The sequence below is a fragment of the Microbacterium alcoholitolerans genome (assembly GCF_050408615.1).
Taxonomy (GTDB): Bacteria; Actinomycetota; Actinomycetes; order Actinomycetales; family Microbacteriaceae; genus Microbacterium.
Window position 1 is genome coordinate 1,562,237 of the sequence record NZ_JBNTKD010000001.1, and the last position, 26,650, is coordinate 1,588,886.

General features: G+C 68.3%; 24 protein-coding genes and 3 tRNA genes. 16 read left to right on the plus strand and 11 right to left on the minus strand.

Annotation, left to right across the window (positions count from 1 at the left end; all coding sequences use genetic code 11):
- Positions 1 to 38 precede the first annotated feature (38 nt).
- Both ACQUSX_RS07485 and ppa read left to right on the plus strand, forming a co-directional pair.
- Positions 39 to 650 carry a TMEM175 family protein gene (locus ACQUSX_RS07485; RefSeq protein ID WP_428906318.1) on the plus strand — a complete coding sequence of 204 codons (612 nt, stop codon included), beginning with the start codon at positions 39 to 41 and terminating at the stop codon, positions 648 to 650.
- Positions 651 to 702: 52 nt separating this feature from the next.
- Complete coding sequence (gene ppa / locus ACQUSX_RS07490; RefSeq protein ID WP_428906319.1) at positions 703 to 1,194, plus strand: inorganic diphosphatase; 492 nt, start codon at positions 703 to 705, stop codon at positions 1,192 to 1,194.
- 69 nt (positions 1,195 to 1,263) lie between these two features.
- Here the strand turns inward: ppa and ACQUSX_RS07495 are convergent, their stop codons facing one another.
- Positions 1,264 to 2,667, minus strand: a complete 1,404-nt coding sequence (locus ACQUSX_RS07495; RefSeq protein ID WP_428906320.1) for a peptidoglycan DD-metalloendopeptidase family protein — start codon at positions 2,665 to 2,667, stop codon at positions 1,264 to 1,266.
- 210 nt (positions 2,668 to 2,877) lie between these two features.
- Between ACQUSX_RS07495 and ACQUSX_RS07500 the strand changes: the two genes are divergently transcribed.
- The 3 genes from ACQUSX_RS07500 to ACQUSX_RS07510 all read left to right on the plus strand — a co-directional run bounded on the left by ACQUSX_RS07500 (position 2,878) and on the right by ACQUSX_RS07510 (position 3,193).
- Positions 2,878 to 2,950: transfer RNA gene (locus ACQUSX_RS07500), tRNA-Glu, on the plus strand.
- A 26-nt stretch (positions 2,951 to 2,976) separates the two neighbouring features.
- Positions 2,977 to 3,050, plus strand: a tRNA-Asp gene (locus ACQUSX_RS07505).
- 70 nt (positions 3,051 to 3,120) lie between these two features.
- Positions 3,121 to 3,193 (plus strand) — tRNA-Phe (locus ACQUSX_RS07510).
- Between the two features lie 519 nt (positions 3,194 to 3,712).
- On the opposite strand, the gene ACQUSX_RS07515 is transcribed toward ACQUSX_RS07510, so the two are convergent.
- From ACQUSX_RS07515 to ACQUSX_RS07525, 3 genes are all read right to left on the minus strand, one after another.
- Positions 3,713 to 4,117 (minus strand): PIN domain-containing protein, encoded by a 405-nt coding sequence (locus ACQUSX_RS07515; RefSeq protein WP_428906321.1) that lies wholly within the window; start codon positions 4,115 to 4,117, stop codon positions 3,713 to 3,715.
- Between the two features lie 3 nt (positions 4,118 to 4,120).
- Positions 4,121 to 4,330, minus strand: a complete 210-nt coding sequence (locus tag ACQUSX_RS07520; protein WP_428906322.1) for a type II toxin-antitoxin system VapB family antitoxin — start codon at positions 4,328 to 4,330, stop codon at positions 4,121 to 4,123.
- 67 nt (positions 4,331 to 4,397) lie between these two features.
- Positions 4,398 to 5,258, minus strand: a complete 861-nt coding sequence (locus tag ACQUSX_RS07525) for a nuclease-related domain-containing protein (protein WP_428906323.1) — start codon at positions 5,256 to 5,258, stop codon at positions 4,398 to 4,400.
- A 253-nt stretch (positions 5,259 to 5,511) separates the two neighbouring features.
- Between ACQUSX_RS07525 and ACQUSX_RS07530 the strand changes: the two genes are divergently transcribed.
- From ACQUSX_RS07530 to ACQUSX_RS07540, 3 genes are read left to right on the plus strand one after another with little or no spacing between them, the layout of a single operon-like run.
- Entirely contained in the window at positions 5,512 to 5,856 is a 345-nt protein-coding gene (locus ACQUSX_RS07530) for a nuclear transport factor 2 family protein (protein WP_428906324.1), read from the plus strand.
- Positions 5,857 to 5,878: 22 nt separating this feature from the next.
- On the plus strand, positions 5,879 to 6,106 hold the full coding sequence (locus ACQUSX_RS07535; RefSeq protein WP_428906325.1) for a hypothetical protein: 228 nt from the start codon (positions 5,879 to 5,881) through the stop codon (positions 6,104 to 6,106).
- A 58-nt stretch (positions 6,107 to 6,164) separates the two neighbouring features.
- Positions 6,165 to 7,661 carry a deoxyguanosinetriphosphate triphosphohydrolase family protein gene (locus ACQUSX_RS07540; RefSeq protein WP_428906326.1) on the plus strand — a complete coding sequence of 499 codons (1,497 nt, stop codon included), beginning with the start codon at positions 6,165 to 6,167 and terminating at the stop codon, positions 7,659 to 7,661.
- A gap of 177 nt (positions 7,662 to 7,838) precedes the next feature.
- Here ACQUSX_RS07540 and ACQUSX_RS07545 read toward each other — a convergent pair whose 3' ends face one another.
- A complete protein-coding gene (locus ACQUSX_RS07545; protein WP_428906327.1) occupies positions 7,839 to 8,102 on the minus strand; it encodes a DUF6458 family protein in 264 nt (87 codons plus the stop codon).
- 122 nt (positions 8,103 to 8,224) lie between these two features.
- Positions 8,225 to 9,451 carry a glycosyltransferase gene (locus tag ACQUSX_RS07550; RefSeq protein ID WP_428907612.1) on the minus strand — a complete coding sequence of 409 codons (1,227 nt, stop codon included), beginning with the start codon at positions 9,449 to 9,451 and terminating at the stop codon, positions 8,225 to 8,227.
- A gap of 69 nt (positions 9,452 to 9,520) precedes the next feature.
- On the opposite strand from ACQUSX_RS07550, the gene ACQUSX_RS07555 reads away from it, so the two are divergent.
- From ACQUSX_RS07555 to ACQUSX_RS07570, 4 genes are read left to right on the plus strand one after another with little or no spacing between them, the layout of a single operon-like run.
- Entirely contained in the window at positions 9,521 to 11,806 is a 2,286-nt protein-coding gene (locus ACQUSX_RS07555) for an ABC transporter substrate-binding protein/permease (RefSeq protein WP_428906328.1), read from the plus strand.
- A 9-nt stretch (positions 11,807 to 11,815) separates the two neighbouring features.
- Complete coding sequence (locus ACQUSX_RS07560; RefSeq protein WP_428906329.1) at positions 11,816 to 12,595, plus strand: amino acid ABC transporter ATP-binding protein; 780 nt, start codon at positions 11,816 to 11,818, stop codon at positions 12,593 to 12,595.
- 47 nt (positions 12,596 to 12,642) lie between these two features.
- Complete coding sequence (locus tag ACQUSX_RS07565) at positions 12,643 to 12,906, plus strand: glutaredoxin domain-containing protein (protein ID WP_428906330.1); 264 nt, start codon at positions 12,643 to 12,645, stop codon at positions 12,904 to 12,906.
- 58 nt (positions 12,907 to 12,964) lie between these two features.
- Positions 12,965 to 14,785 carry an aldehyde dehydrogenase family protein gene (locus ACQUSX_RS07570; protein ID WP_428906331.1) on the plus strand — a complete coding sequence of 607 codons (1,821 nt, stop codon included), beginning with the start codon at positions 12,965 to 12,967 and terminating at the stop codon, positions 14,783 to 14,785.
- 108 nt (positions 14,786 to 14,893) lie between these two features.
- Here the strand turns inward: ACQUSX_RS07570 and ypfJ are convergent, their stop codons facing one another.
- On the minus strand, positions 14,894 to 15,775 hold the full coding sequence (ypfJ, locus tag ACQUSX_RS07575) for a KPN_02809 family neutral zinc metallopeptidase (RefSeq protein ID WP_428906332.1): 882 nt from the start codon (positions 15,773 to 15,775) through the stop codon (positions 14,894 to 14,896).
- 50 nt (positions 15,776 to 15,825) lie between these two features.
- Between ypfJ and ACQUSX_RS07580 the strand changes: the two genes are divergently transcribed.
- Complete coding sequence (locus tag ACQUSX_RS07580; protein ID WP_428906333.1) at positions 15,826 to 16,815, plus strand: malate dehydrogenase; 990 nt, start codon at positions 15,826 to 15,828, stop codon at positions 16,813 to 16,815.
- Between the two features lie 53 nt (positions 16,816 to 16,868).
- Complete coding sequence (locus ACQUSX_RS07585) at positions 16,869 to 17,327, plus strand: recombinase family protein (protein WP_428906334.1); 459 nt, start codon at positions 16,869 to 16,871, stop codon at positions 17,325 to 17,327.
- A gap of 111 nt (positions 17,328 to 17,438) precedes the next feature.
- Here the strand turns inward: ACQUSX_RS07585 and ACQUSX_RS07590 are convergent, their stop codons facing one another.
- The 3 genes from ACQUSX_RS07590 to eccCa form a co-directional block, all read right to left on the minus strand.
- Positions 17,439 to 17,729 carry a WXG100 family type VII secretion target gene (locus ACQUSX_RS07590; RefSeq protein WP_428906335.1) on the minus strand — a complete coding sequence of 97 codons (291 nt, stop codon included), beginning with the start codon at positions 17,727 to 17,729 and terminating at the stop codon, positions 17,439 to 17,441.
- A 19-nt stretch (positions 17,730 to 17,748) separates the two neighbouring features.
- Entirely contained in the window at positions 17,749 to 18,060 is a 312-nt protein-coding gene (locus tag ACQUSX_RS07595) for a WXG100 family type VII secretion target (RefSeq protein ID WP_428906336.1), read from the minus strand.
- Positions 18,061 to 18,225: 165 nt separating this feature from the next.
- Complete coding sequence (gene eccCa, locus ACQUSX_RS07600) at positions 18,226 to 22,233, minus strand: type VII secretion protein EccCa (RefSeq protein ID WP_428906337.1); 4,008 nt, start codon at positions 22,231 to 22,233, stop codon at positions 18,226 to 18,228.
- An 85-nt stretch (positions 22,234 to 22,318) separates the two neighbouring features.
- On the opposite strand from eccCa, the gene ACQUSX_RS07605 reads away from it, so the two are divergent.
- Together ACQUSX_RS07605 and ACQUSX_RS07610 are read left to right on the plus strand one after the other, a co-directional pair.
- A complete protein-coding gene (locus ACQUSX_RS07605) occupies positions 22,319 to 23,659 on the plus strand; it encodes a hypothetical protein (protein WP_428906338.1) in 1,341 nt (446 codons plus the stop codon).
- Complete coding sequence (locus ACQUSX_RS07610; RefSeq protein WP_428906339.1) at positions 23,656 to 25,245, plus strand: FHA domain-containing protein; 1,590 nt, start codon at positions 23,656 to 23,658, stop codon at positions 25,243 to 25,245. The genes ACQUSX_RS07605 and ACQUSX_RS07610 overlap by 4 nt, the downstream gene beginning before the upstream one ends.
- An 86-nt stretch (positions 25,246 to 25,331) precedes the next feature.
- Here ACQUSX_RS07610 and ACQUSX_RS07615 read toward each other — a convergent pair whose 3' ends face one another.
- Positions 25,332 to 26,588 carry a hypothetical protein gene (locus tag ACQUSX_RS07615; RefSeq protein WP_428906340.1) on the minus strand — a complete coding sequence of 419 codons (1,257 nt, stop codon included), beginning with the start codon at positions 26,586 to 26,588 and terminating at the stop codon, positions 25,332 to 25,334.
- Positions 26,589 to 26,650: the final 62 nt, after the last annotated feature.

The following is a 26,650-nucleotide window of genomic DNA, read 5'->3' on the forward strand; positions in this document are numbered from 1 at the left end:
CCCTGCCGGGGACGGTCGACTCGCCTTATTCTGAGCGGGTGAGCGATCAGAAGACCTTCGCGCCGGAACGCCTGAAGGCGTTCGTCGACGCGGTCGTGGCGATCGCGATGACGCTGCTGATCCTTCCGCTGCTGGAGTCGGTGTCGGATGCAGCGCGCGGCGAGACCGGCACGGGCGGCTTCCTCGCCGAGCACGGCGGCCAGCTGCTGAGCTTCGCGCTGAGCTTTGTGCTCATCGCGGTGTTCTGGATGGAGCATCACCGCCAGTACGAGACGGTGCGACGTGTGACGCCTGGGCTGCTGTGGCTGAACGTCGCGTGGATGCTGACGATCGTCTGGCTGCCGGTGCCGACGGCGATGCTGGGACAGATGGACACCGATCCGCTGCAGGCGATCGTCTACATCGGCACGCTCATCCTCACGCAGGTCGCCACCCTCGCGGGCAAGGTGTATCTGCGGCGCCATCCGGAGCTGACCGCTATGTCCGACGATCTGCTGCGCCGCGGTGTCGTCGGCGATGTCGCTGCGATCATCCTGTTCAGCGTCGCACTCCCGATCGCCGCTTGGGTGCACGACGTCGGATACTACGCACTGCTGCTGGTCACACTGACCGGGCCGCTGGAGCGAATGCTGCTTCGAGTGCGCAGGTAGGCTAGTCCGCGGCATCCGACCTTCTTTTCCATCTTTCCAAGGAGAGCACCACATGGGCGCACACGACGCCGTCATCGAGATCCCGCGCGGCAGCCGCGTGAAGTACGAGGTCGACCACGAGACCGGTCGCGTCCACCTCGACCGCGTCCTGTACACGACGTTCGGCTACCCGGCCGACTACGGCTACTTCGACAACACGCTCGGCGAGGACGGCGACCCGCTGGACGTGCTCGTGCTGCTCGACCACGCGATCTACCCGGGCGTCGTCGTGAACGTGCGTCCGGTGGCCGTGCTGAAGATGAGCGACGAGGCAGGCGGCGACGACAAGCTCGTCGCGGTGCTCTCGAAGGACCCGCGCTGGGCGCACGTGCAGGACATCGACGACCTGCCCGAGTACACCAAGAAGGAGATCTCGCACTTCTTCGAGCACTACAAGGACCTCGAGCCGAACAAGTGGGTCAAGGTCGACGCATGGGGCGACGCCGCCGAGGCGCAGCGCATCCTCGACGAGGCGATCGAGCGCTTCGGCGCCGAAGGCCACTGACGCCAGCTGACTGCGCGAAACCCCCGGTCGATCGACCGGGGGTTTCTACGTCTGCGGGCGTCGCGCGGATCAGATCGCGCCGCGGGCCGCCAGGAAGTTGTACGGGTTGGTGGTGCCGCCGCCGGTGTACACCTCGAAGTGCAGGTGGCAGCCCTGGGATGCTCCGGTGTTGCCGGCGTAGGCGATCACCTGGCCGGCGCTGACCTGCTGCCCGTGCGACACGGCGTAGCGTGCGATGTGCGCGTAGCCGGTGGCGATGCCACCGCCGTGCTGGATGCGGATGTAGTTGCCGTAGCCGCCGTTGTAGAAGGCGGCATCCACTCGGCCGGATGCCGCCGCGTAGATCGCTGCGCCGCAGCCGTTGGCGAAGTCCGTCCCGCGGTGGAAGGTCGAGCGGCAGACGCCGTTGACGCACTGCGGGGGCCGATTGCCGTAGCCGGAGGAGATGTACCCGCCGTGCGGGCGCCGCCAGGCTCCCGAGCCGGATCCGCCGGTGCCGCCACCGCCACCACCACCGCCGCCTCCGCCGCCTCCGCCGCCTCCGCCGCCGTTCTTGGCGGCTTCTTCGGCTTCGCGCTTGCGGCGCGCTTCCTCTTCGCGACGGCGACGAGCCTCTTCTTCCTTGCGCTTGCGCTCGCCCTCCTGATACCCGGCGACTGTCGCGGCCGTGTTGTCCTTGAGGGCTGCCAGCTGCGCCTGCAGCGTGGTCAGGTTGTCCTGCTTCTGCTGCAGCGCCGCCTGTGCGGCATCCGCGGCTTCCTGCGCCGCGACCATCTTCTGCTCGGCGACCTGCTGCAGGCGGTCGCGCTCGTCGCGGGCCTTGGTGGCCTGGTCGCTCAGCGACTGCGCGGAGTCGCGCGCGGCCGTCGCCTTGTCTGCCACCGCGCGGTTGTACTCGAGCAGCTTGTCCATGCTGCCCAGGCGGGCAAGCAGGTCGTCCGCGCCGGAGGAGCTGTTCGAGAGGAACAGCTCGAGAGCCGCCTCGTCGCCGCTGTTGCGGTAGAGCTGGTTGGCGACCTGCCCGGCCTTGCGAGCGCTGTCCTCGGCGATGCCGGCCTGCTCATCGGCCTGCGTCTGCAGATCCTCAGCCTTGGCTGCCTGGTCGAAGTATGCCTGCTGAGCCGCGTAGAACTCCTCGCCGGCCTGACGGGCGCGCTCCTCGGCGGCGGCTGCCTCCTGAGTGAGCCGGGTGATCAGCGCCTCGATGCGGGAGATCTCGCTCGCCTTGGCCGCCTCGCTCGCCTTGGCCCGCTGGACGTCGTCCCAGCTCGGGTAGTCGGCGGCGAATGCGGCCGTGGCGTTCGCGGAGACTCCGAAGGCCGTGACCGCGATGGCGCTGAGCGCGCCCACCGTGATCGCGCTGCGGCGCGAGACCTTGCCCGCCGGCCACAGGGCGCGTCGCTCGGCGGGGGTGGGTGCGCAGCCGCAGTCCTCGGATGCTGCACGAGCATCCGCCATCAGATCGTCGTTCACACGGACCCTTCCGCCGGTTTCACAGGTGTAACACTAACAACATTCGTCACAACTGCAACAGATCGGCCGTCTCGCGCGGGCACGCGAGACACGACCATCGTCCCCCCGAAACGCCCGGGATGGAAGTAGACCCGCCCTCGATTTCGTTTTTGCCCGCGCGTTCGCTTATGCTTGAGCGTCGGCAAGGGGAACCCCACCAGGATCTCCTGCGGCCCCATCGTTTAGCGGCCTAGGACGCCGCCCTTTCACGGCGGTAGCACGGGTTCGAATCCCGTTGGGGTCACTCATCCGATACAATTTAAAAGTTCTGGCCCTGTAGCGCAGTTGGTTAGCGTGCCGCCCTGTCACGGCGGAGGTCGCGGGTTCAAGTCCCGTCAGGGTCGCTCCGAGCGCAGAGCCTTCTTTCGAGGAGGCTCTTCGTCTAGGACGCGGCAGTTCTCAGAAGTGCCGCGCGGCTCTGTAGCTCAGTTGGTAGAGCGTTCGACTGAAAATCGAAAGGTCACCGGATCGATGCCGGTCGGAGCCACAAGGACCGTCGTTACAACGGTTCTAGAAACCCTCGCCTAGCTTCTACATGGCGAGGGTTTTGCTTTGCCCGCCCCGGTCGTTGAGCGAGCGCAGCGAGACGAAACGCGAGTCCGCCTCCCCGGTCGTTGAGCGAGCGTAGCGAGACGAAACGGCTCTCCACACTTTGATCGTCGGGTGAGCGGAGCCGCGCCAAACGCCCGTTCCCTGACCTCTGGGCCGGTCTGCGGCTGGTCGCGCCTCATTCCGTGTCGGTTTCGCCATCGTCTGCGGAGTCGTCGCGGTCGAGATTCACGCCGAACTGACGAGCCGGCGCATCAAGCGATTCGCTCTCGCCTGCAGTTGATCGGGCCCTCACTTTCGCCGCGATCTCTTCTTCTTCGAGTTGTAACCCTTCGGCCCAGGCGTCGATCAGCTCAAACGGGATCGGCGCGAAGTCGAACGCGTCGATCCCGACGTGGAACTCGTGGTAACCGTGCGCCCCGAAGACGCGAGGCGGCTTTCCGAGGTCACCAAGCGATCAGGCTGCGACGTACTCCTGGCGGACTCTGCCCTCGGTCGCGAGCTCTATGTATCCGAAGTCGTGGTCGGAGTTCAGGATCACCGCGTCGTTGGCAACGGCGTAGGCGGCAATCAGGCAATCGAACGCCGCCGCGGCACGCATAAGCCCTCTGCCCCAGAGCGCCCGCTGGATGTCGAGTGCATCATGCCCATCGGGGTGTTCCCACGCTGGCAGCAAGCCGTCCATGTCCGCTCGCAGTTCTGCATACTCGCGAGGATCGCGTGCTGAATGACAGTACTCGAGCACCTGAGGTGGGCAGGTGATGATCAGATGGCTCGGCGATAGGGCACGGAGTCTGTCGGCGATCGCGGCGCTCACGCCGGCCTTCTGCCAGATGCTGTTGTCGACGAGGTAAGTCGTCACGGGTCAGCGCGCTTCCGGGTCGATCGTCGGCGCGTCGATCTGGTCGGCCTCGAAACGGCGTCCGATGATGCGCTCCACCGCGGCGGGCTGGCGACGCACGGCGATGAGCGTGCGCAGCGCGAGGTCTACGGTCTCGCGGTTAGAGGTCGTGCCGGCGAGCTTCTTGGCCTTCTTGAGCTCTTCTGGGTTGATGTCAATGGATGTGACCGCCATGACTCCCTCTCCTTCGCTTATACAACTGATTATATAAGATCATCACCTGGCGCGGTCCGCCGCCGCTTCACGCTACGGGGAAGCTGGCAGCAAGACGCGCGCAGGCGTCGTCAATGTCGACTACCTGGCCCTCGGTGTCGTTGATCCGCTTCACGAGCAGGCGGGGCCAAAGAACCTGGATGCCGTCGACCACGAAGCTGCCGCCGATCATCGGCCAGTCGGCCTCCAAGAAGCAGAGCGCGCCACGAACAGGCACGTCCACTTCTTCTAGAGCAGCCCTGACGTGCGAGACCTGCTTGTGGACGCCGTCGACCAGTTTCGTTCCGTCGCGGCCACCGATGCGCAGAGCCTCCACCCGGGGACGGACGATGCCACCTTCGACATGGAGCACGGGGCGCTTGCCCTTGTATCGCTTGGCGTCGATCACCCATACTCCCGAAGGTGCGATCACGATGTGGTCGATGTTCGCACGGGTTCCAGGGATGCGCCGATCGTGCAGCGCCTTTGCGGCTGCGGGAAGATCCATGAGACGCGCCGCGAGCTGCTCCTCCCCGATCGCGCCGCGCTCCCACGCTCGAGTGCTCTGCGGCTCATCCGACAGTGCCAGGATCAGCCCGCCCAGCTTCGGATGCTTCGCCCTGATTCGCTGTTCCCGACTGCTCTTACGGCGGTCGTATTCACGTCGTGCGGAGGCGCCGGCGGATCCCAGGACGATCCCTTCAGCCGGGATGGGCCGTCCATCTCTCCCCTCGGCAACCACGACGTCCTGCGAGGTCGCGGGACAGCCGAGGCAGCGCACGCGGCGAGCAGTGCGCTCATAGACAGCGAATTCTCCTGTCTGCAACTCGACCGCACACACGCGGCAGACGCCGGCGAATCGAAGACGCATGCGCTTGTCATCCGACGGCGCGGAGTGCTCTGACATCATGGCGAGACCGTATCAGCGAGTGCGGACAGGAGGACGCCCCTCCCTATTGCGCAGCCTCTCCTCTGGCCGTGCCCTGTCACTCCATGAGAAAGACCGCATTGAGACACCGCACCGGCTCTCCTGATTCGGAGGCACGCTGGATGACCTTCTCACCAAGGTGCTCCCCGGACCGACGATCCCCTGACCTGCAGGACCCTGTCAAGGCCCTGTCCGGCACCGCGGCGTTCTTGCATGATCGGCTCAGGGAGATCTGATGCGAACGACCACCGAAGTGATCCATGACCACCTGACGAAACGTCTCAGCGGAGACGTTTCTGCGGATCTGCAGAACTACGACCCGAACATCGTGCAGCTCACCGGATCCGGCGTGTACCGCGGTCACGACGGCGTGCGCGCCTGCGCCGCTGAATTGGATCGGCTGATCGGGTCGGGCACGTTCGAGTACGCGCAGACCGTCATCGAGGGTGACTTCGCGTTCCTGGAGTGGACTGCCGACAGCGGCGACAGTCGGGTCCGCGACGGCGCCGACAGCTTCTTCGTGCAGGACGGAGTCATCGTCATGCAGAGCATCCACTACACCGTCCAGCCCGAGAACTGACCACCCCAAGCAGAGGAGAGACATGAGCGATCCGAAGAAGAACACACACGGCACACCCGGACCCGACGAAGAGGCCGACACCGCATCCGGCGGAGCGCCCGAAGACCCCGATACCTCCAAAGACCTCAACATCTCCGAAGACCCCGATACTTCCGAAGACCCCGGCTCGGGCAAGGACACCGACGAGATCCTCGAAGATCAGACCACCGACGAGGACGGCAAGCCGCTCGAGAACCCGTCCGGCGGCTGAGCCGCCGATTCCAAAGCGCGGGCGGCAATACGAGCAGTCACCGTGCCACACTGACTGCATGCCCCAGCATCCGACCGACCCACGCCAAGCGCGACGTCTCCCCGAGACGCTGGACGAGTTCCAGCGCGCCGAGGGGCATCCGCAGTTCCGGGTGGATGTCGAGCGCATCCGCTTCTCCCCTTACTACTCGCGCCTCTCCGCCGTCACCCAGGTGATCTCGCAGACGGGCGCGGGCCTCGCGGTTCACAACCGGCTGACCCACTCCATCAAGGTCGCGGCGGTCGCGCGGGCGATCGCCACGCACCTGTCGACGCGCGGCGGCGAGCGCGAGCGCATCGTCGCCGAGCTGGGCGGCGCGCATCCGGTCGTCGTGCAGGCCGCCGCTGCGGCGCACGATCTCGGGCATCCGCCGTTCGGGCATCTCGGAGAGCAGACGCTCGACCGCCTCGCGCGCAGCCGGTTCGGGCTCAGCGAGGGCTTCGAGGGCAACGCGCAGACCTATCGCATCCTCACCCGTCTCGATGAGCACGACCGCCCCGGCGTCGGCCTCAACCTCACGGCAGCCGTGCGCGCCGCCGTGCTGAAGTACCCGTGGCGCCGCGGCGAGGGTGGCAGTCACCGCGGTGGGGCGAGCAAGTTCAACTACTACGCGATCGACGAACCGGATGCCCGTGCCGCGCTCTCCGCCTACCCCCTGATCGAATCAGGGCAGCAGACCGTCGAGTGCTCCATCATGGACATCTCCGACGACATCGCCTACTCGCTGCACGACCTCGACGACTTCTACCGGGCGGGCCTGCTGAACCCGGCGACGCTGTCGGCCGAGTTCCGGTCGTGGCACCGCGAGCTCGCGACGCTGCGGGCATCCGATGAGCGGATGCTGGCAGCCGACACCCGCACGCCCGGCCACTCGCTCGAGCTGCTCTGGCGCCGGCTGCAGAGCAAGGACGCCTGGATCGCCGACGCCGACGCGTTCAGCGCGGCCGTCGCCAAGGTCTCGTCGGAGGTGATCGACGGGCTCGTCGCCGAGCCGTTCGACGGGTCACTGACCAGCGAGCGCGTGCTGGCACGGTTCACCTCGGCCTGGATCGCGCGACTGCAGTCGTCGGTCGAAGTGCACCGGCATCCCGACATCCGCTCGGGCCACGTCAGCCTCAGCCGCGAGACGTGGCACGAGGTGGCGGTGCTGAAGTTCCTGCACGAGCGGTTCATTCTCGAGCGCCCGGACCTGACCGTCTACCAGCGCGGCCAGGCGAGCGTGCTCGAGCGGCTCGTCGACGGCATCGACGCCTGGCTCGACGACCCGCGTGATGCTCGCCGCGCGCCCCGCCGCCTGATCGACATGGTCGAGCTCGCCACCGATGACTACCAGCGCCTGCGCAAGGACGCCCCCGAACTCGTCGGCGCGCGAACCGATGCCGACCTGAACAATCTCGGTCGCGGCCGCGGCATCATCGACTACGTCGCGGCGCTCACCGACGCCCAGGCAGTGTCGCTCGACGCTCTGCTCTCGGGTCGGACCGAACGCCTGTGGGACGCCGGCCAGGGCCTCTGACTCACACCGCGACGTCGTGGAGACATGATGAAAGCGCCGGATCATCGATCCGGCGCTTTCATCAGAATGGATCAGGCGGCCCTACGCAACGGGGTGACCTGGGGACTGGGGATTGATCGCCCCGCGCGCAACGGGCGGCCTGATCCGGTCAATGGGTCATCTGTCGGTCTTCTGACCTCAGACGACGTCTCCGTCAGGACCCGGAGAACGCGTCGAGCGGCGGGTCTCGTACGTGCCGTCAGGTGCGGCGTCCGTCCGCGTGACGACGTCGGTGCGGCGACGGCGCGCCATCAGGATGATGCCGATGAGGAAGACCACGACACCTGCACCCATCAGGATGTACCCGATCAGGTCGAGGTCCGCCCAGGCGACATCGACGTTCAGCGCGAACGTCAGGATGGCGCCGATGACGAAGAGGACGATTCCGGTTCCGATGCTCATGGCTGGTTCCCTTCTCGCGACGGTGTTGCGCCGCGACGTCCCCTCAACGTAGTGGAGCCCGGTCGCGGGCCGAAGGGGGGTTGACAGGCCGCCCCGCGCTGGTCCAAGGCCGACGAAGCGGCTCAGAGTTCGCCCGGACGCATCGCCTCGTCGTCGATCGCGCGCAGCACCCGCATGGTCGCGGTGTCGGCGGGCGGCTCGGCCTTGGCATCCGATGCGCCGCGCCGCCTCGGCGCGTAGACGACCAGCGCATGGAACAGGAAGCGGGCGAAGAAGGCGACCACGAGCGAGATCGCGGTCGCGAGCACGCTCGAGATGTGCCAGCTCTCGACCATCCATGCCATCACCGGAATACGCAGCGCCGCTTCGATGCCGTTGAACGAGACGGATGCTGCGAAGCGCACCCACAGCCGCGAGGCGTCCCGTCGCTCGGCGTGGAAGACGAACCGCTCCTGCAGGATGAAGTTCCCGACGATGGTCACGGCCGCGCCGACGATCGCAGCGAGCACGTAATCCATGCCCGCGCTGACCAGCGCCCACATGATGCCGATGTTCACGATCGCGCCGATGCCGCCAATCAGGGCGAACAGGCCCATCTTGCCGAACCGCAGCCGCGCCAGGTGCGCAAGGAAAGTGGCCCCCTGCCGCAGGCTCGCCTTCGACGTGCCATGCCGGCGCGAGCCGAACTCCATGGGCACCTCGGCGATGCGCAGATCGTGGCGCTCGCCGGCGCGCACGAGGATCTCGAGCAGGATCTTGAAACCCTGCGGTCGCAGCTTGCCGATGTCGATGCGCGCCCGGTTCACCAGGAAGAACCCGCTCATCGGGTCGGTGCTGCGCCACAGCCGACGAAGGAACATCGCCTTCGTGATCACGGTCGCGGCCTTCGAGACCCCCAGGCGAACCGCGGTGCCGAGGCCGGCAGAATCGCCGCCGCCGATGTAGCGCGACGCCGCGACGACGTCGGCGTCGCCCTGCGCGTAGCGCTGCAGCATGGCCGGGACGAGCTCGGGCGGATGCTGCAGATCGCCGTCCATGATGACGCAGACGTCGTAGGTCGCCTCGCGGAGCCCGACGACGACGGCTCCGCCGAGACCGCCGACGTTGTGGTCGCGATGGATCGCCCGCACGGGAAGTGGTGCGGATGCAGCGACGCGGGCGATCTCGTCCATCGTGCCGTCCGAGCTGTCGTCGACGAACAGGATCTCGGCCTGCCGGCCGTGCATCGCGGCCGCGGTCCGTGCGACGAGAGCCGCGACGTTGTCTCGCTCGTTGAACGTGGGAACGATCACCGTGACGGCTTGAGCCACCCGTGTCCTCCCCTGTCGCGCACGCACCGAGCACTCCATCGTGCCACGACACCCTGTGTAAGGTGGCACGGGCCAGGAAACACGGTCGAAGACGATGACGAGGACCACATGACTCTGCTCAGACAACCTGCCGACTGGTGGCGTGAGAACCGCATCGCGCTGCTCGCGAGCATCACGACACTGCTGATCCTGCTGTTCAGCGTCAGCGGCGCTGTCAGCATCGCCAACGCGGCGACGAAGACGCAGTCCGGGGTGGAGGGACAGACCTTCACGATCGCCACCGACACCACCTGGGCACCCTTCGAGTTCCAGCGCGACGGCGAGCTGCGCGGCATCGACATCGATCTCATCAACGCGGTCGCCGAAGACCAGGGCTTCGACGTGAAGATCGACGTCCTAGGCTTCGACGGCGCCCTCGCCGCCGTCACCGCCGGCCAGGCGGATGCCGTCATGGCGGGCATGTCGATCACCGAAGAGCGCCAGAAGACCTTCGACTTCTCGAACCCGTACTTCGACTCCGGCATCCAGATGGCGGTCGCCGCCGACGACGAGACGATCAAGGGCTACGAGGACCTCGAGGGCAAGACCGTGTCGGCGAAGACCGGCACTGAGGGCTTCGCCTTCGCCGAGAACCTCGGCAAGGAGCACGGCTTCACCGTCACCGGGTTCCAGGACGCAGCCGACGCGTACAACGACGTGCTCTCGGGCAACTCGGCCGCGACCTTCGACGACTACCCGATCCTCGCCTACGGCATCGCGACCGGGAACGTCGACCTGAAGACGGTCACTGAGCAGGAGAAGGCGTCCAGCTACGGCATGGCCGTGAAGAAGGGCGAGAACGAAGAGCTCCGCAAGGCCTTCAACGAGGGCCTGAAGAATCTCATCGCGAACGGCACCTACCAGGAGATCCTCGACGACTACCTCGGTGAGAACGCCCCGGACGCGACCGGCATCGGAGGCGGTCTGGCAGCCCTCGGCAACGAGACCGTCGACGTCGGCGAGCCCGGCGAGCTGCCCCAGCACCCGGGCTTCGCCGTAGACACCCCGAAGACGAACGGCGAGTTCGTCATCGCCACCGACACCACCTTCGCGCCGTTCATCTACCAGGTCGGCGGCGAGAACATCGGCATCGACATGGACCTGCTGCGGGCCATCGCCGCCAACCAGGGCTTCACGGTCGACATCAAGCCACTCGGATTCGACGCGGCGCTGGCTGCGGTGACCGCTGGGCAGGCCGACGGCGTGATCGCCGGCATGAGCATCACCGACGAGCGCAAGCAGACGTTTGACTTCTCGGACCCGTACTACCAGTCGGGCGTGCAGATGGCGGTCGCCAAAGACAGCGACATCACCTCGTACGAAGACCTCGCGGGCAAGAACGTCGCCGTGAAGACCGGCACGGTCGGGTACGACTTCGCCCAGCAGCTGGGCGACGAGATCGGGTTCACGATCAATGCCTTCCAGGACTCCGCCGACATGTACAACGACGTGGCCACCGGCAACTCGGCCGCGACGTTCGAGGACGCACCGGTGCTGCAGTTCGGCATCGCGACGGGCAACGTGCCGCTGAAGATCGTCACCGACGCCGAGCCAGGCGCCGACTACGGCTTCGCCGTGCTGAAGGGGCAGAACGCCGAACTGCTGCAGATGTTCAACGACGGCCTGCAGAACGCCAAGGACAGCGGCGTCTATCAGATGATCATCGACCGGTACCTGGCTATCGACGACGAGCCGGCATCCGACAACTCGTTCTGGACGCTGCTGCAGTCCTCGTTCTCGCCGCTCATGCAGGGTCTGCTGCTGACGCTGCTCGCGACGGCCCTGTCGATCCTGTTCGCGATGATCCTCGGCATCCTCTTCGGCATCCTGAAGCTCTCGAGCAATCCGTTCCTGCGCTTCCTCGCCGGCGCCTACGTCAATATCTTCCGCGGCACCCCGGTGCTGGTGCAGGCCTTCTTCTTCTACTTCGGCGTGCCGGCGGTCACCGGGCAGCCGCTCGACGCGCTGACGGCCGGTGTGATCACGCTCTCGCTGAACGCCGGTGCGTACATCACCGAGATCGTGCGCGGCGGCGTGCAGGCGGTGGACCCCGGGCAGATGGAGGCCTCCCGCTCGCTGGGTCTCGGCTGGGCCCCGTCGATGCGACGAGTCGTCATGCCGCAGGCGTTCAAGATCATGACGCCGAACCTCATCAACCAGTTCATCATCACCCTGAAGGACACGTCGCTGCTGTCGGTGCTCGGCTTTGCAGAGCTGACCTACCAGGGCCGCATCGTGATCGCCTCGACGTTCCGCTCGTTCGAGATCTGGCTCGTGGTGGGCGCGATGTACTTCGTCGTGATCTGGCTGCTGACGGTGCTCTCGAACTGGTTCGACAAGAAGTTCAACAAGTAGGGAATGAGCATGACGAACAGCGAACAGACCTACACGCGTCCCGTCGCCACGGCATCCGGCGACCCGATCGAGGTGCGCGATCTGCACAAATCGTTCGGCAAGAACGAAGTGCTCACCGGCATCGACCTGACCGTCACCAACGGCGAAGTCGTCGCGGTGATCGGACCATCGGGCTCCGGCAAGTCGACGCTGCTGCGCTGCCTGAACCGGCTCGAGGAGGTCACCAGCGGCGAGGTCTTCATCGTCGGCGAGAACATCGCGACGGCGAAGGGCAAGAACCTCGATCGCGTGCGTCAGCGGGTGGGCATGGTGTTCCAGCACTTCAACCTCTTCCCGCACATGACCGCGCTCGAGAACATCGCACTCGCGCCGCTGGAGCTGAAGATGCTCAGCAAGAAGGAGGCGCGCGAGCGCGCCATCGAGCTGCTCGAACGCGTCGGTCTGTCGGACAAGGCGGATGCCCGCCCGGCCTCCCTCTCTGGCGGTCAGAAGCAGCGCGTCGCCATCGCCCGCGCACTGGCGATGCGTCCCGAGATCATGCTCTTCGACGAGGCCACCAGCGCCCTCGACCCGGAGATGGTCGGCGAGGTGCTGCAGGTGATCCGCGATCTCGCCGCATCCGGCATGACGATGGTGCTCGTCACACACGAGATGGGCTTCGCCCGCGAGGTGGCCGACCGGGTGGTGTTCATGGCGGACGGGAAGGTCGTCGAGACTGCGACGCCCGCCGAGATCTTCGACGCCCCGAAGGAGGCGCGCACGCAGGACTTCCTGTCGAAGGTGCTCTGACGCCGGGCACTGAGCCCGTGCCCTGGAACCGGCCTTAGGCTGGATGCATGACCACCCCTGCATCCGACACCATCACGATGTTCGGCGCCGACTGGTGCGGCGATTGCCGCCGCACCAAGAAGCAGCTCGACGAGCTCGGCATCGAGTACACCTACGTCGACCTCGTCGCCGACCCCGCCGCCGCGGACGTCGCCAAGGAGATCTCGGGCCGGATGAACATCCCCGTGGTGCTCTACCCCGACGCCAGCCACCACGTCGAGCCCTCCAACGCCGACGTCGAGGCGAAGCTGCGCGAGCTCTCGCTCATCTGAGACCGCCGGCCGCCGGGCGCGGGCAGGTACGCTGTGAGCGACGTTGAAGGAGACGACGATGACTTCCACGGACGCAGCTGCCCCGGCATCCGACATCGCGCCGACCGGCGCCGCGCCGGACGACGCCGTACTCGATGACGCGGTGCGCACCCAGCTCGACGCGGACATCGCCGAGCTGCGCAAGGGCTCGCGCACGTGGTCGGGCCTCACCCTTCAGCAGCGCATCACGCTGCTGAAGGCGCTGCGCACCAGCGTTGCGGCCGCGACCGCCGACTGGGCGAACACCGCCGCCGACTCCAAGGGTCTGCGCGCGAACCACCCGCTTCGGGGCGAGGAGTGGCTCGGCGGCCCCTACTCGGTGCTCGGTGCGCTGGACGCGTACGCCGACACGCTCTCGAAGCTCGCCGCCGGACGGGGCGCGCTCGACGGCATCACGCTCGGCCGTGCGCCGGGCGGGCGCACCAAGGTCGAGGCCTTCCCGCTGACGGGCCTCGACCGCTTCCTGCTGTCGGGCTTCACCGGCGAGGTCTGGCTGCAGCCCGGCATCACCCCGAACACCGCTCGGCAGAGCGCCGGGCTCGGTCAGCTCGCTCCGGATGCCCCCGGCGGCGTCGGCCTGGTGCTCGGCGCCGGCAACATCACTGCGATCCCGGTGCTGGACGTGCTCTACGAGCTACTCGCTCACAACCGGGTGGTGCTGCTGAAGGTCAACCCCACTCAGGACCCGCTGGTGCCCGTGTACGAGCGGGCGCTGGCTCCGCTGATCGCCCCCGGGTTCCTGCGGATCGTGCGCGGCGGAGCGGACGTCGGCGGATACCTGACCGCGCACCGCGACCTCGACCACGTGCACATCACCGGAGCCGCCGCGACGTTCGACGCGATCGTCTGGGGCCCATCGACCGGTTCTTCGAAGGCCGTGGCTGCGACCAGGCGCCGGCGGCGCGAGAACCGTCCGCTGCTGAAGAAGCCGATCACCGCAGAGCTCGGCGGGGTGTCGCCGATCATCGTCGTTCCCGGCGAGTGGACCGATGACGACATCACCTTCCACGCAGAGCACATCGCGACGATGCGCCTGCAGAACTGCGGGCACAACTGCATCGCTGGCCAGGTCGTACTGATGTCGCGCGATTGGGCGCAGGCGGAGCAGTTCCGCACCGCGCTGCGGCGCGCATACGCGGCGGCGCCCGAGCGCCCGATCTGGTACCCCGGGTCGCCGAAGCGCATGCAGCAGGCCGCTGAGGACTACCCGGATGCCCTGGTGCTGGCCGATCGGCTGCTCGTGGAGGTTCGCGAGGGGGCGGATGCCACGGCCCTGCAGAGCACCGAGTACTTCGCACCGGTGCTGGGCGTCGTCGACCTGCCGGGCACCGGGCAGGAGTTCCTCGACGCCGCGATCGCTCACGCGAACGACGAACTGCAGGGCACGCTCGGCGGCAACATCATCGTCGATCCAGTTACCGAGAAGGCGATGGGCACAGGCTTAGAGCGCGCGATCGCCGAGCTCCGCTACGGGTCGATCGCCATCAACGCCTGGACGGCCTTCGGGTTCATCACCCCGACCATGACGTGGGGCGCATTCCCCGGGAACACCATCGACGACGTCGGCAGCGGTATCGGCGTCGTGCACAACGCGCTGCTGCTCGATGGCGTGGAGCGCTCGATCGTGCGCGGACCGTTCCGCCCGTTCCCGCGGTGGATCAGCGACGGCATCCGACAGCGCGGGTCGCTGAGCAGGTCGAAGCGCACCATCCTGCCCAAGCCGCCGTGGTTCGTCTCGGCGCGCACGGGGGCGAAGGTCAGCGAGGGTCTCACCCGCTTCCGCGCCCACGGCGGCGCGCTGAACCTGGTGCGTACCCTGCTGGCGGCGCTGCGCGCCTGACTTCCCTCTGCCGACACCCCCACTTCTCGTCCATACCCCGTGGTGCAGACGCGCAGAGCTGGGGGTGTCGACGACAGGTGGGGGTGTCGGCGAAGAGGGCGGATGAGACTAGAGCTGGTCGCCCGGGAGGGCGAATGTGTCGCACACGCCGAGGCCGTTCTGATAGCCGTTCGCGAACCAGTACTTGCGCTGCTCGCTCGTGCCGTGCGTGAAGCTCTCGGGGCTGACGAAGCCGCCGGACTGCTGCTGGATGTGGTCATCGCCGACCGTGTAGGCCGCGTTCACGGCATCCGCCAGCTGCGCCTCGGTCGGCGCCTGCAGATACGGCACGCCCTGATCGTCCTCGAGCTCGGTGACCTCTCCCAGCCAGGCGCCCGCGTAGCAGTCGGCCTGCAGCTCCATGCGCACGCCGTTGCTGTGGGGTCCCGTGCCGTTGTTCGGGTTGTCGCGCATCACACCGGTGATGTTCTGGATGTGGTGGCCCCACTCGTGGCCGACGATGTACAGCTGGGCGAGCTCTTCGGCCGAGGCGCCGAACTGCTGGCGCATGAGCTGGAAGAAGTCCGGGTCGATGTACACGCCCTGCTCAGGCGGGCAGTAGAACGGGCCGACCGCGTTCGATGCGGTGCCGCACTGCGTGGGCGTCTGACCCTCGACCACGGTCATGGTCGGCGCAACGTAGCCGTCGACGTGCTGCTCCCAGTACTCGTTGAGCACGACCTCGGCGCCGGCCATGCGGCAGTCGTCGTTCGCATTGGCATCCGCGCCGGTGTCGCACTCGGCGAGCGTGTTCTCGCCGGTGACGGCCGGCTGGTCGCCGCCGCCGGGCGCCCCGCCGACGAAGCCCGACAGGTCGACGCCGAGCATGGGCCCGATGATCAGGGCGAGGATGCCGATCACTCCGACGCCGACACCGCCGCCGATGGCTGCATTGCGTCCCCGGCGTCGGGTCGTGTTGCCCGAGATGTCCGCATCAGGGTTGAAGGTCATTCTCACAAGGTAGCGCTGCTACCTCCGGATTGCCGGAATAGGCTGAGGGCATGGCGACGACGATCACGATCACGGGTGCCGGCGGACAGATCGGCTACGCGCTGCTGTTCCGCATCGCGGCGGGCGACATGCTCGGGCCGGACGAGAAGGTGCGACTTCGGCTGCTGGAGATCCCCCAGGGGATGGGCGCGGCAGAGGGAGCGGCACTCGAGCTCCAGGACGGCGCGTTCGACCTGCTGGAGGACGTCGAGGTGACCGACGATCCGGCGGTCGGATTCGCTGGAGCGAACCTCGCGCTGCTCGTCGGCGCGCGGCCCAGGGGCCCCGGCATGGAGCGCGCCGATCTGCTGGCGGCGAACGCCGGGATCTTCGGCCCGCAGGGCGCGGCGATCGCCGCACACGCGGCTGAGGACGTGCGCGCCGTGGTCGTCGGAAACCCTGCGAACACGAATGCGCTCATCGCGGCATCCGCAGCCGATGGCGTCCCCGCCGAGCGATTCACCGCCCTGACCCGCCTCGACGAGAACCGCGCGCGTGCGCAGCTCGCGATCGCGCTGGATGCCCCGGTGCGCAGCATCCGTCGTGTGCCGATCTGGGGCAACCATTCGGCGACCCAGTTCCCGGACATCTCGCACGCGACGATCGACGGCCGGCCCGTCGCCGATGCGCTGCGCGAGCGCGTCGGCGATGTGCGCACCTGGCTCGAGGAGTCGTTCATCCCCCGCGTCGCCAAGCGGGGTGCGGAGATCATCGACGTGCGGGGGTCGTCATCGGTGGCATCCGCCGCCAACGCCACGATCGAGCACGTGCGCGACTGGGTGCGCGGCACCGACGACTGGACCAGCGCCGGCGTCGTCTCGCACGGAGAGTACGGCGTGCCGGAGGGAATCGTTTCGTCGTTCCCGGTGCGCGCCGTGGACGGCGCGTGGCAGATCGTCGAAGGGCTCGAGCTCGACGAATGGAGCCGGGTTCGCTTGGACGCCTCGGTCGCCGAGCTGGTCGAGGAGCGAGAGGCGGTGCGCGCGCTCGGCGCACTGTGAAGCGGGAGCGGGCGTCGGCGGTCTCAGGCAGAATGGATGCTGGAGGTGCGGCCATGAGTGACGCGATGAACCCGACGGATGCCGGAGTGGAGATCGCTCTGACGAGCCCGCTGCATCTTCCGCATGCCGCGGCGACCTGCCCGAAGTGCCTGGCGAACGACGACCACGACTGGTGGTCGGCGCGGCCGGAAGGCGCGCGCCTGGTCGGCCTGGTCGTGTCGCGCGAGGGCATGCCGTCGGTCACGCAGCAGCGTGAGGATCTGACGCGCTTCGGTGTGCCCATCGAGGGCTTCCGTCACCCCGCGCCCGAGATCCTGGAGAGCTGGGGCGACCGCCTCGCCCGCCTGATCGACACGCTGCAGCGCGGCGACGTGCTCGTCGTCGCCAATGTGCACGCCCTCGGCAGCGACCGCGATGAGGGTGCCCGCACCGTGGCCGAGCTGCGCCGCCGGGGCATCATGGTCAAGGTGCTCGGGCACCACGCCCGTCACCTCGTCGACGCCGAGGGCTGAGCGCGCGGCCCACGCAGGCGAAAGCGCGCACACAGACGAAACCGGCCTCCACGCCCATTCGGGGTGGAGGCCGGTAGTGCGTCCGCCGTCAGTGGCGGCACGCCGTGCTGGTCACCAGCGGCTCTTGTTGCGACCCTCGTTGGACTGAGCGTCGTTTGCGTCCTGGATGACCTGACGACCGATGTCCGCGAGAAGAACCTTCATCTCGCTGATCGCCTTGGTCCACTGGATCTTCGCCTGAACGTAGGCCTCCGACGCCTCACCGGTCCAGTCGGCCTGAAGCGGCTTGAGCGCCGTGTCCATGTCGTTCAGCTTGGTCTCGAGGTTGTTCGCTGCGCTGCCGATGTCAGTACCCGCCGTTTCGACGGTACCGAACTGCATCTTGTATCCGCTGTTGCTCATGATGTCTCTCCCCTCCGGCTCAGCCGAGACGGCTCTGCAGGTTCTTCTGGGCCGTGGCGGACGAGTCGTCGGTCGCCGTGTAGGTGGTCTGCGAGTCGAGCAGGTTCTGCTCGAACTGATCGAGCGTGTTCGTGATGCGACGGGACTTCTCCTGCCACTGCGCGAACGTCGCCTGGAATGCGGTCGAACCGGATCCGGCCCACGCTGCGCCGATGCCGGAGAGCTTGTTCTGAATCGCGTTCAGCTCCGTGATGATCGTCGTCTTCGAGTCGTTCACGATCTTGGCACCACGCTGCAGGGCACCATCCGCTGCGGAGACTTGTCTGTTCACGGTCACCTCCTGGTTGTGAGGGCATGTGCCCTGAGTGTCTTTCAGCCCTGAGGGCCGTGACGCCGATTCCCGGCGACAACTATTACCTTACGGATCCGATGATGGGATGCCTATGGGTAGCACTGCCCACGCAGCCCTCCCCATGCGCACGGCATCCTGACGGCCTCACAGCTGCGACGACGGCGCGTGCGCCAGCTGCATGATCTCGAGCCCGCGCTCACGGGTGACGACCTTCGCGCGCCCCGGAACGGCGAACGACGCCTTGATGTTGCCGAGCAGCTGGCCCTCGTCGGGACTTCCGGACAGCAGGATGCCCGGCGCAGCCAGGTCTCGGAGGGTCTGCATCACCGGCTCGTAGGTGGCGCGCGATGCGCCGCCCGCGCGTCGGGTGATCGTGAGATGCAGTCCGACGTCGGAGGCCTGCGCGAGGAGGGGCTGCAGCACCGCGATCGGGTTGCCCGATTGGGTGGCCACCAGGTCGTAGTCATCGACGAGAACGAAGACCTCGGCACCCGACCACCACGAGCGCTGACGCAACTGCTGCGGCGTGACGTCGGGGCCGGGCATCCGGCCTTTGAGATACTCGGCGAGCCCCGCGAGCTCCTCGGATGCCTGGTCCGCCGTGGTGAAGTAGCCGGCGAGATACTCGTCGGGGATCTCGGCGAGGAGCGCCCGCCGGTAGTCGACGACGAAGAACTGCGCCTGCTTGGCAGGCATGGTGCGCATGATCTCCTGCGCGAAACCCCGGAGGAAGGTCGACTTGCCCGACTGGCTGTCACCGAAGAGGTACAGGTGCGGGTTGCGGTGCACATCGAACGCGGTCGGCGCGAGCTCGGCCTCGTCGACGCCGAGCAGGACGTGCTTCTCGAGCCGCGTTCCCGCGGCACGACGGCGCAGCTCGTCGAGTTCGAGCATCTCGGGAAGCAGGCGCAGCTTCGGCGCCCGCGGCCCCTTCCAAGCGGCGTTCACGCGCTCGATCAGATCCTCGACGCCCTCGCTGAGCGTGTCCGGATCGCCGGATCCGTCGATTCTCGGCAGCGCCGTCAGCATGTGGTGCTTCGATGGCGCGAGGCCTCGCCCCGGACGTCCCTGCGGCACGTTCGCGGCGACCTTGCGGTCGATCTCGGAGTCGCTGGTGTCGCCGAGCCGCAGCTCGAGCTTCGAGCCGAAGGTGTCGCGGATCGCGGTGCGGAAGTCCATCCAGCGGGCCGTCGTCGCCACCAGGTGCACGCCGAAGGTGAGCGCCCGGCCGGCGAGCGCCTGGATCTCGAACTCCATCTCGTCGAACTCCGAGCGGATCGTCGACCATCCGTCGATGATCAGGAAGACATCGCCGTACCCGTCGTCGGCTCGGCCCTGTGCACGCAGTCGGCGGTACGTCTCGATCGAGTCGATCCCGTTCGCGGTGAAGTACCGCTCGCGGTTGTTGACGATCCCGACGACCTCCTGGAACATGCGGCGCAGCACGTCCGGCTGGTTCCGGCCCGCGACACCGGCGACGTGCGCCAGCTTCGAGAACGGCGCGAACGTGCCGCCGCCGAAGTCCATCACGTAGAACTGCACCTCGAGCGGGGTGTGAGTCAGCGCGATACCGGTCAGGACGCTGCGGGCGAGCGTGCTCTTGCCGCTGCGCGCGCCGCCGACGATCGCGAGGTGTCCGCCGGCGCCCACCAGGCTCATCACGAGGCTGTCACGACGCTGCTCGAGCGGACGGTCGACGATGCCGAGCGGCAGCGTGAGGGCCCCGGCCTGGCGCCATCTCGGCGAGATGAGGCCGAGCTCGGGATCCTCGACGAGGTCCCCGAGGAGCGCATCGAACGTGGGCGGCACCTCGAGCGGCGGCAGCCAGACCTGGTGGGCCGGCATGCTCTTGCCCTTCATCAGCGAGACGGCGATGTCGAAGGTGACGCGCTTCTCCTGGGGCTCGCTGCCCGGGGCCTCCGGCGTCGAGGCCTGCTGCTCGGTCGGCGTCTCCTCCACGATGACGGGTGCCGCGGTGAACGCCCGGGCCTCGATGGCGCGGATCGGCTGCTCGACCTCGCCCGCCTCCGGCGTCGAGCCCGCTCGCCGCCTGCGGGTCTTCGGCGGCGCCGATACGTAGGCTGCCCGGAACTGGGTCAGCGTCTCGGCATCCGATTTCAGGATGCCGTGACCGCCGCCGCCCGGCAGGGTGAAGGCGTCGGGAACGCCGATGACCGCCCGCGAGTCAGCACCGGAGAAGGTCTTCAGGCCGATGCGGTACGACAGGTGCGATTCGAGCCCGCGCAGCTTGCCCTCCTCCAGCCGCTGGGTCGACAGCAGCAGATGCACCTGCAGTGAGCGGCCCAGACGACCGATCGCGACGAAGAGCTCGGTGAAGTCGGGTTTGGCGGCCAGCAGCTCGGAGAACTCGTCCGCGACGATGAGCAGCGCCGGGAGCGGTTTGAGGTCGGTGCGGCCGCCCTTGCGCGCGGCCTCGTAGTCGGTCACGTTGGCGAAGTTCCCGGCGTCGCGCAGCAGCTCCTGGCGGCGCGTCATCTCACCCTGGATGGCGTCCTGCATGCGATCCACGAGCGTCAGGTCGTCGCCGAGGTTCGTGATGACCGCCGAGACGTGCGGCATGTCGGCCATGCCCGCGAAGGTCGCACCGCCCTTGAAGTCGATCAGCACGAAGTTCAGCGCCTCGGACGAATGCGTCAGCGCGAGCGACAGCACGAGCGTGCGGAGCACCTCGGACTTTCCGGAACCCGTCGCACCGATCAGCATGCCGTGCGGGCCCATGCCCTGCTGCGCGGACTCCTTGATGTCGAGGACCATGGGCTGCCCGGACGCGGTGAGCCCGATGGGCACGCGCAGTCGGTCACGGGCCGACCGGGCCCGCCAGGCGACCTCCGGGTCGAAGTCGCGCACGTCCGGCAGCCCCAGCAGATCGGTGAGCTCCGCCGAGATCGTGCGGGCGCCGCCTCCGCCGGCCGCCTCCTCGTCGTCCGCCGTCTCGACCAGCCCGGTCAACCGCCTGGCCACGGCCTCCGCCGATGCGATGCCGAGGAAATCCGGTGATGCCTGCACCGCGCCGACGCCGCGCCGCGCGACGGTCAGCGGTGAGACGCCGTCAGCGGCATCGCCGATCACGAGCCGGATGGTGAACGGGTCGGCCAGCTCACCCCAGGCGCGTGGGATGTCGAGCACGGTGACACCGTCCAGACCGCCTTCCTCGGTGAGCGGGTGACCCGGCGGCAGATCCGTGCCGTCGGTGATCACGACGAGGTGCGGCACGGCGCCGCCGCTCTGCCCGCTGATCGGGCCGCGCGAGCGGATGTCGGTCACGAGAGGCTCGAGCTGCGACCAGGACGAGCCGATCCGGCGAGCGCCGCCGACGGCATCCGACACGCTGTCAGACTGGGCGTGCGGGAGCCACTTCATCCACTCCCAGTACGCCAGATCCTCGGCCGCCGCGATGACCGCGATCTGCAGATCCTCCGGTGCCACGAACGTCGCGAGGTGCGCGATGATCGCACGCACCTGACCGCGGGCGCGAACGGTGTCGCCCACGACCTCGAGCTTCGCGCACGTGGCCAGATCGATGCCGAACGGCAGATCGGGCACCTGATCGTGGGTGAGGACGAAGCGGTGGGCGGCCGAGGCGCTCACCGGGTCCAGTTGCGCGAGCGCCGGGATCGGCGCCTCGTCCAGTGTCATCGCGAGGGGCTGCGTCGCGGTTCCCACCCTGGCCATCAGCAGCTCGGGATCGCCGACGGTGCGCTCCCACACCCGCGATCCCTCCTCGACGATGAACGGCAGGATCTCCGGTGCGGGCAGCATCCACTCCTCGTACCGCCGCTGACGCGAAGCGACCTCTCGCACGGCGTCCCGCGTCTCCGACAGATAGGCGAGGTACTCGCGTCGAGTGTTCTCCACGTTCGTGGCGTGCTGGGACTTCTGCCGCCACATCTGACCGCCGACCATCGACAGCGCCATGAACAGGAACATCCCGCCCATGATGTAGGTGCGGGTGGCATCGCCACCCTGCGTCAGGGAGAGCACGGCGACGGATCCCAGGCTGCCCACCATCGGCAGCGCCATCATCATCGTGTTCGAGGCCCCCTCCGGCTTGGGGAGCTCCGGTGCCTGCTGCAGGGTGAGTTGGCCGCCGGCCGGGGGTTTCGGCGCACGACGGCTGGTGGTGGTGCTCACAGCATGCCCTCCTCGAGTCGCATACTATTGTGTCAGGGTGCGGGCATGAAGCGTCGTCATGCCGAGGATCGTCGAGGGGCTGGGCATGGCAGCGAAGACAATTCGTCTCACTGTCGCTGATGCGCACAGCCGACACGACCTGGTCGTCCCCGCCGATTCGACCGTCGCCGAGCTGCTGACCGTGGGGGGCGTCGACCTCCGGCGCTACATGGGCATCACCACGTCCGGCACCGCCATCGAGCTGGAGAGCGAAGTGTCGGCCACCCCCGGCGACGGCGGTGTGATCTGGCTGTTCGACCGGGCCGCGGCAGGCTCCGCTCCGGCACGGCCGTCGCGGGTCGAGACCGCCGCCGCCTCCACGGCACCGGGACGCGGGCGGTGGACGCTGCTGAGCGTGCTGCTCGCCGTCGCGATCGGCATGGTCGCCTGCGCGACGATCGCGCAGACGCCGCTGACCATCCTGCTCTCGGCGATCGTGCTGCTGGCCGCCTCGATCGCGCTGCTCGCGCAGCCGGTGCGCGACGAGAACGTGTACGTCGCCTTCCTCGCGCCTCTCCTCGCCGCAGCCGGCGGCGCCGTGGCGCTCGCCGGATTCGGCGACGCGGGGGCGATGATGGCAGCCGGCGCGGTGACCGGCGCGACAGCCGCCTGCGTCCGTCATGCCAGAGCGCGCGTGCACGGACGCGACTCGGCCGGCGCCACCGGAGTGATCGCGGCTCTCTGGGCGGTCTTCGCCGTCCTCAACGCCGCGGCGTTCATCGCCGAGGTGTCGGCGGCGGCAATCGCGGCAGTGCAGCTCGCATGCGCTGCCCCGATCTTCCACTACATGCGCGGTGGCGCATTGAACGTCGATCCGGACGATCTGATCGACACCCCGTTCGTGATCCGCGATGCCCAGGGCATCCGCGCGCGGCCGCCGGTCGAGCCCTCGCCGATCCACGCGGATCGAGCTGCGCGCCAGTTCCTCCGGGCACGGCGGCGCTCGGACGCGGGCACCGTCACGGCATGCATCCTGGCACTGCTGTCGTCGATGTACACGCTGCTCACCGTCGGCGGCGACTCGATCGAGGCATGGTGCATTCTCGGTGGATCGGTGGGCATCGGATGCTATTTCCTTCTGACGTCGCGGAAGCTGCGTGACGGGCTGTCGCGCGGTGCCGCTCTGATCACCGGCACGGTGATCGTCGTGCTCTCGTCAACGGCACTGCTGGGAGCCCTGCACGTCAGCCCGCTGCTGGTCGCGATCGTCCTGGTGGTCGCGGGAACGATCGTCGGATGCATGGCGGTGCCGCTGGCCCGCGACTGGCGCTCGCTGGGCTGGTCTCGCACCGGCGACATCATCGAAGCCATCCTGCTCGCACTGTCGCCCGCGGCCCTCGTGTACGGCTCCGGGATCGCCGGACAGATTCTGGAGGTCTTCTCGTGACTCTCTCGCCGCCTGCTCTCACGCCGCCGCCGGCCGTTCCGCAGGTGCGCTCCGACGGCACAGCGAACGCGCGCGAGGATGCATCGGCGGGAAAGCGCGCCGGCGCCTACCTCATCGACGTGGCGATCGTCGCCATGGTCGGGGTGCTCGTTTGGCTGTTCACCGGCTCTCTGCCGCTCGTCGCCGTCGCCGTCATCGAGCTGTGGGCGATCGGCTGGATCTGGGAGGGCCACAGCGGTGCGACGCCGGGAAACCTGGTCTGCGGCATCCGCACCGTGCGTCGAGAGGGCCCTCTCAGCGTCGGCGCTCCCCGTCTGCTGCCGCGCAGCCTGCTGGTGGGCCTGGCGCACATCATCCCGATCCTGCTTCCACTGGGACTCACCGCTTCCGGTGCGCTGGACGGCGTCTCTCGCGTTCGCGTGATCGATGTCAAGAAGGCCAGGGAGTCGGCGGGAGCCCACCTCGGCGGCGCTCCGAGCCTCGATGCCCGCGTCAACGGGACAGTTGCCGTTCCGGGAGTACTCGCGGCTTCGGGGCCCGAACAGCGTCTGATCACGCGGACGCCGCTCGCCGAACCGCACACGGTGTCGGTGCAGCCGCCCGCACCGTCAGCGACTCCTGCTCCTGCTCAAGCTCCCGTGCAGGAGCCCTACGTCCCGTCCGGTGCGGCCACGGTGCCGGTCTTCGAGCTCAGCGACGGCACGGTGATCCGCGCATCCGGCCTGGGCTTCATCGGTCGCGCGCCGCGCGCGCCGGAGTCGATCCCGGACGCCGTGCTCGTGCGCGTGCCGGACGGCGCCCGCTCGCTCTCGCGGACCCATGCGTCCTTCGGTGTCGAGGACGATCAGCTGTGGGTCCAGGATCTCGGCTCGGCGAACGGCGCGGCCGTCCATCATCTCGGCGGCAGCGTCACCGATCTCGCGCCGCACACCCCGTGCTTCCTGGTGCCAGGGGACGTGCTCGTCCTCGGCGGCGACGCGAAGCTCACCTTCCGACGGGTCGTCGACCGCTCGCAGAGCGCAGTCCCGGCGCAGGGCGCCGCTCCGGTGCAGGATGCACTCCGGGCGGATGGTGCCCCTCGTGCGCAGGGGGCGGCGCCGGCCCCAGCGCCGGCTCCCGTCGCACCGCTCCCGTCGCAGGCGGCGGCGACGCGGGCATCCGCCCGGCAGGCCGCAGCAGCTGCGCCGTCCTCGGCGCCGACCGCCGCGCAGGCCACCCCCGACGCGGCACCTCAGCCTGCGTCCGTCGATGTCGCGACGGTCGCGCTGCAGTTCCAGGACGGCACGACGGTGCCGATCAGCGGCACCGGCTACATCGGCCGCGCCCCCAGCCTGCCTGAAGGCGAACGCACGGATGCCGCCCTCATCGCCGTCCCCGATGGCGACCGCTCGGTGTCACGCACACACGGCCGATTCGGCATCCTCCAGAATCAGACCTGGTTCGAGGATCTCGGATCGGGAAACGGGTCTGCGCTTCGCACGGGTGACGGCCGCTCTGGTCCGATGACCCCGCACCAGCGGTTCACTCTGGTTCCAGGGATGGTTCTGCAACTCGGCGACTGCATCATCCGCGTCATCGCGCACTGACGCGGACCCCACCGCACAGAGGCGTCCGCTGACACAGAAACGTCCGCCCACCCGCGGAGTGCGAGTGGGCGGACGTGTACGGCTGTCTACCAGCCCAGCTCTTCCCTGCCGTCGGATGACGAGCTTCCGGCTGCGCCGGCGGCACCGAGATCAGCGACCACCTCGTCGCCCTCGTCATCGATCTCGTACGCGAGCAGATCCTGACCACGTCGACGATTCTTCCTGCCCTTGCCCGCAGCTCCGCCGGCTCCGGCGTGGACGCCGCCCATCATGCCGCGGGATCCGGACCCGGCGCCGCCCTGAGCGACTCCACCGACACCACCCGCGCCACCTGCGGCTCCGGCTCCAGCCGGGCCGTTGACTCCGCCGATGCCGCCGACACGGCCAGCGCCGCCGACACCTCCGGCACCGCCGAGGCCCCCGGCCACGCGGGCACCTCCGGCGCCGCCTGGCCCGACCAATCCGCCGGGGCCGGTGACACCGCCACCAGGACCGGGGTTCGCACCGCCGGGCCCTGGTCCGGTGATTCCACCGCCGGGTCCGGGCCCGTTGATGCCCCCACCGGGGCCGGTGCCGCCGGGCGGCGGCGTGACACCATCGATGCCGCCGTCGACGTTCGGGCCCTGAGGCTCTTCAGGCGGGACCCAGCCGATGGGCGGCTCGGGCAGCGGAGGGCGTGCGATGGGCGGATGCGTGATGGTCGGGGGATTGTTCGTGCCCGGGCCTTCGACACCGGATCCGCCATTGCCGGAGCCGCCGCTGCCGGAGCCGCCGTTACCGGTTCCGCCCTGCCCGCCCGAGCCGGGGCCGGTCACGCCGGTGTTCCCTCCACCGGGGCCGGGGCCATGCACAGCGGGGCCGCCGCTGGGACCGTCGCCATCGGCGCTGTCCTTCGTCGGAGGCTTCTCGTCGTACTCCGACACGGGCATGGCGTCGATGATCTCCTGAAGACGGATGTCGAGAGCCTCGTTGAGCTTGCGCGCGGCTTCCTCCTGCTCCGCCTCGGCCTGATCCCGGTACCACTGGGCGGCCTGGGTCGGCGTGAGCGATACTCCCGGTGAGACCTGCACCGGACTTCCGGTCTTGGTCGCCATGTCGATCGTGCTCTGCTGCTGCGTCGTCAGTCCCGTCTCGGGAAGCCCGTCGACTCCTCCCGCGGTGTTCCGCAGCGCGTCATTGGCAAGTCCGACGGACTTGCCGAGCTGCTCCTGGTACTCGTCGAAGCGCGCGAGCTCGGCATGGAGCGATGCGAGTTTGTCGCTGATCAGAACACCGAGATCTCCCTCGAATCCCTCGGTCCGCGTCGCCTTCTGCAGGTTCGCCGACGCTGATCTGACCGCCACGGCCGATACGGTGCGCTGCGCCGTCTGAGACATGCTCAGACCGATCGTCATGAAGTTCGAGC

What these genes read in the sequence shown, in the direction of transcription:
- ACQUSX_RS07590 (WP_428906335.1), bottom strand. Translation starts at nt 17,729, where the DNA reads ATGAGCAACAGCGGATACAAGATGCAGTTCGGTACCGTCGAAACGGCG.
- ACQUSX_RS07570 (WP_428906331.1), top strand. Translation starts at nt 12,965, where the DNA reads ATGACTTCCACGGACGCAGCTGCCCCGGCATCCGACATCGCGCCGACC.
- ACQUSX_RS07580 (WP_428906333.1), top strand. Translation starts at nt 15,826, where the DNA reads ATGGCGACGACGATCACGATCACGGGTGCCGGCGGACAGATCGGCTAC.
- ACQUSX_RS07585 (WP_428906334.1), top strand. Translation starts at nt 16,869, where the DNA reads ATGAGTGACGCGATGAACCCGACGGATGCCGGAGTGGAGATCGCTCTG.
- ACQUSX_RS07555 (WP_428906328.1), top strand. Translation starts at nt 9,521, where the DNA reads ATGACTCTGCTCAGACAACCTGCCGACTGGTGGCGTGAGAACCGCATC.
- ACQUSX_RS07530 (WP_428906324.1), top strand. Translation starts at nt 5,512, where the DNA reads ATGCGAACGACCACCGAAGTGATCCATGACCACCTGACGAAACGTCTC.
- ACQUSX_RS07520 (WP_428906322.1), bottom strand. Translation starts at nt 4,330, where the DNA reads ATGGCGGTCACATCCATTGACATCAACCCAGAAGAGCTCAAGAAGGCC.
- ACQUSX_RS07535 (WP_428906325.1), top strand. Translation starts at nt 5,879, where the DNA reads ATGAGCGATCCGAAGAAGAACACACACGGCACACCCGGACCCGACGAA.
- ACQUSX_RS07550 (WP_428907612.1), bottom strand. Translation starts at nt 9,451, where the DNA reads ATGGAGTGCTCGGTGCGTGCGCGACAGGGGAGGACACGGGTGGCTCAA.
- ppa (WP_428906319.1), top strand. Translation starts at nt 703, where the DNA reads ATGGGCGCACACGACGCCGTCATCGAGATCCCGCGCGGCAGCCGCGTG.
- ACQUSX_RS07605 (WP_428906338.1), top strand. Translation starts at nt 22,319, where the DNA reads ATGGCAGCGAAGACAATTCGTCTCACTGTCGCTGATGCGCACAGCCGA.
- ACQUSX_RS07560 (WP_428906329.1), top strand. Translation starts at nt 11,816, where the DNA reads ATGACGAACAGCGAACAGACCTACACGCGTCCCGTCGCCACGGCATCC.
- ACQUSX_RS07565 (WP_428906330.1), top strand. Translation starts at nt 12,643, where the DNA reads ATGACCACCCCTGCATCCGACACCATCACGATGTTCGGCGCCGACTGG.
- ACQUSX_RS07525 (WP_428906323.1), bottom strand. Translation starts at nt 5,258, where the DNA reads ATGATGTCAGAGCACTCCGCGCCGTCGGATGACAAGCGCATGCGTCTT.
- ACQUSX_RS07540 (WP_428906326.1), top strand. Translation starts at nt 6,165, where the DNA reads ATGCCCCAGCATCCGACCGACCCACGCCAAGCGCGACGTCTCCCCGAG.
- ypfJ (WP_428906332.1), bottom strand. Translation starts at nt 15,775, where the DNA reads ATGACCTTCAACCCTGATGCGGACATCTCGGGCAACACGACCCGACGC.
- ACQUSX_RS07545 (WP_428906327.1), bottom strand. Translation starts at nt 8,102, where the DNA reads ATGAGCATCGGAACCGGAATCGTCCTCTTCGTCATCGGCGCCATCCTG.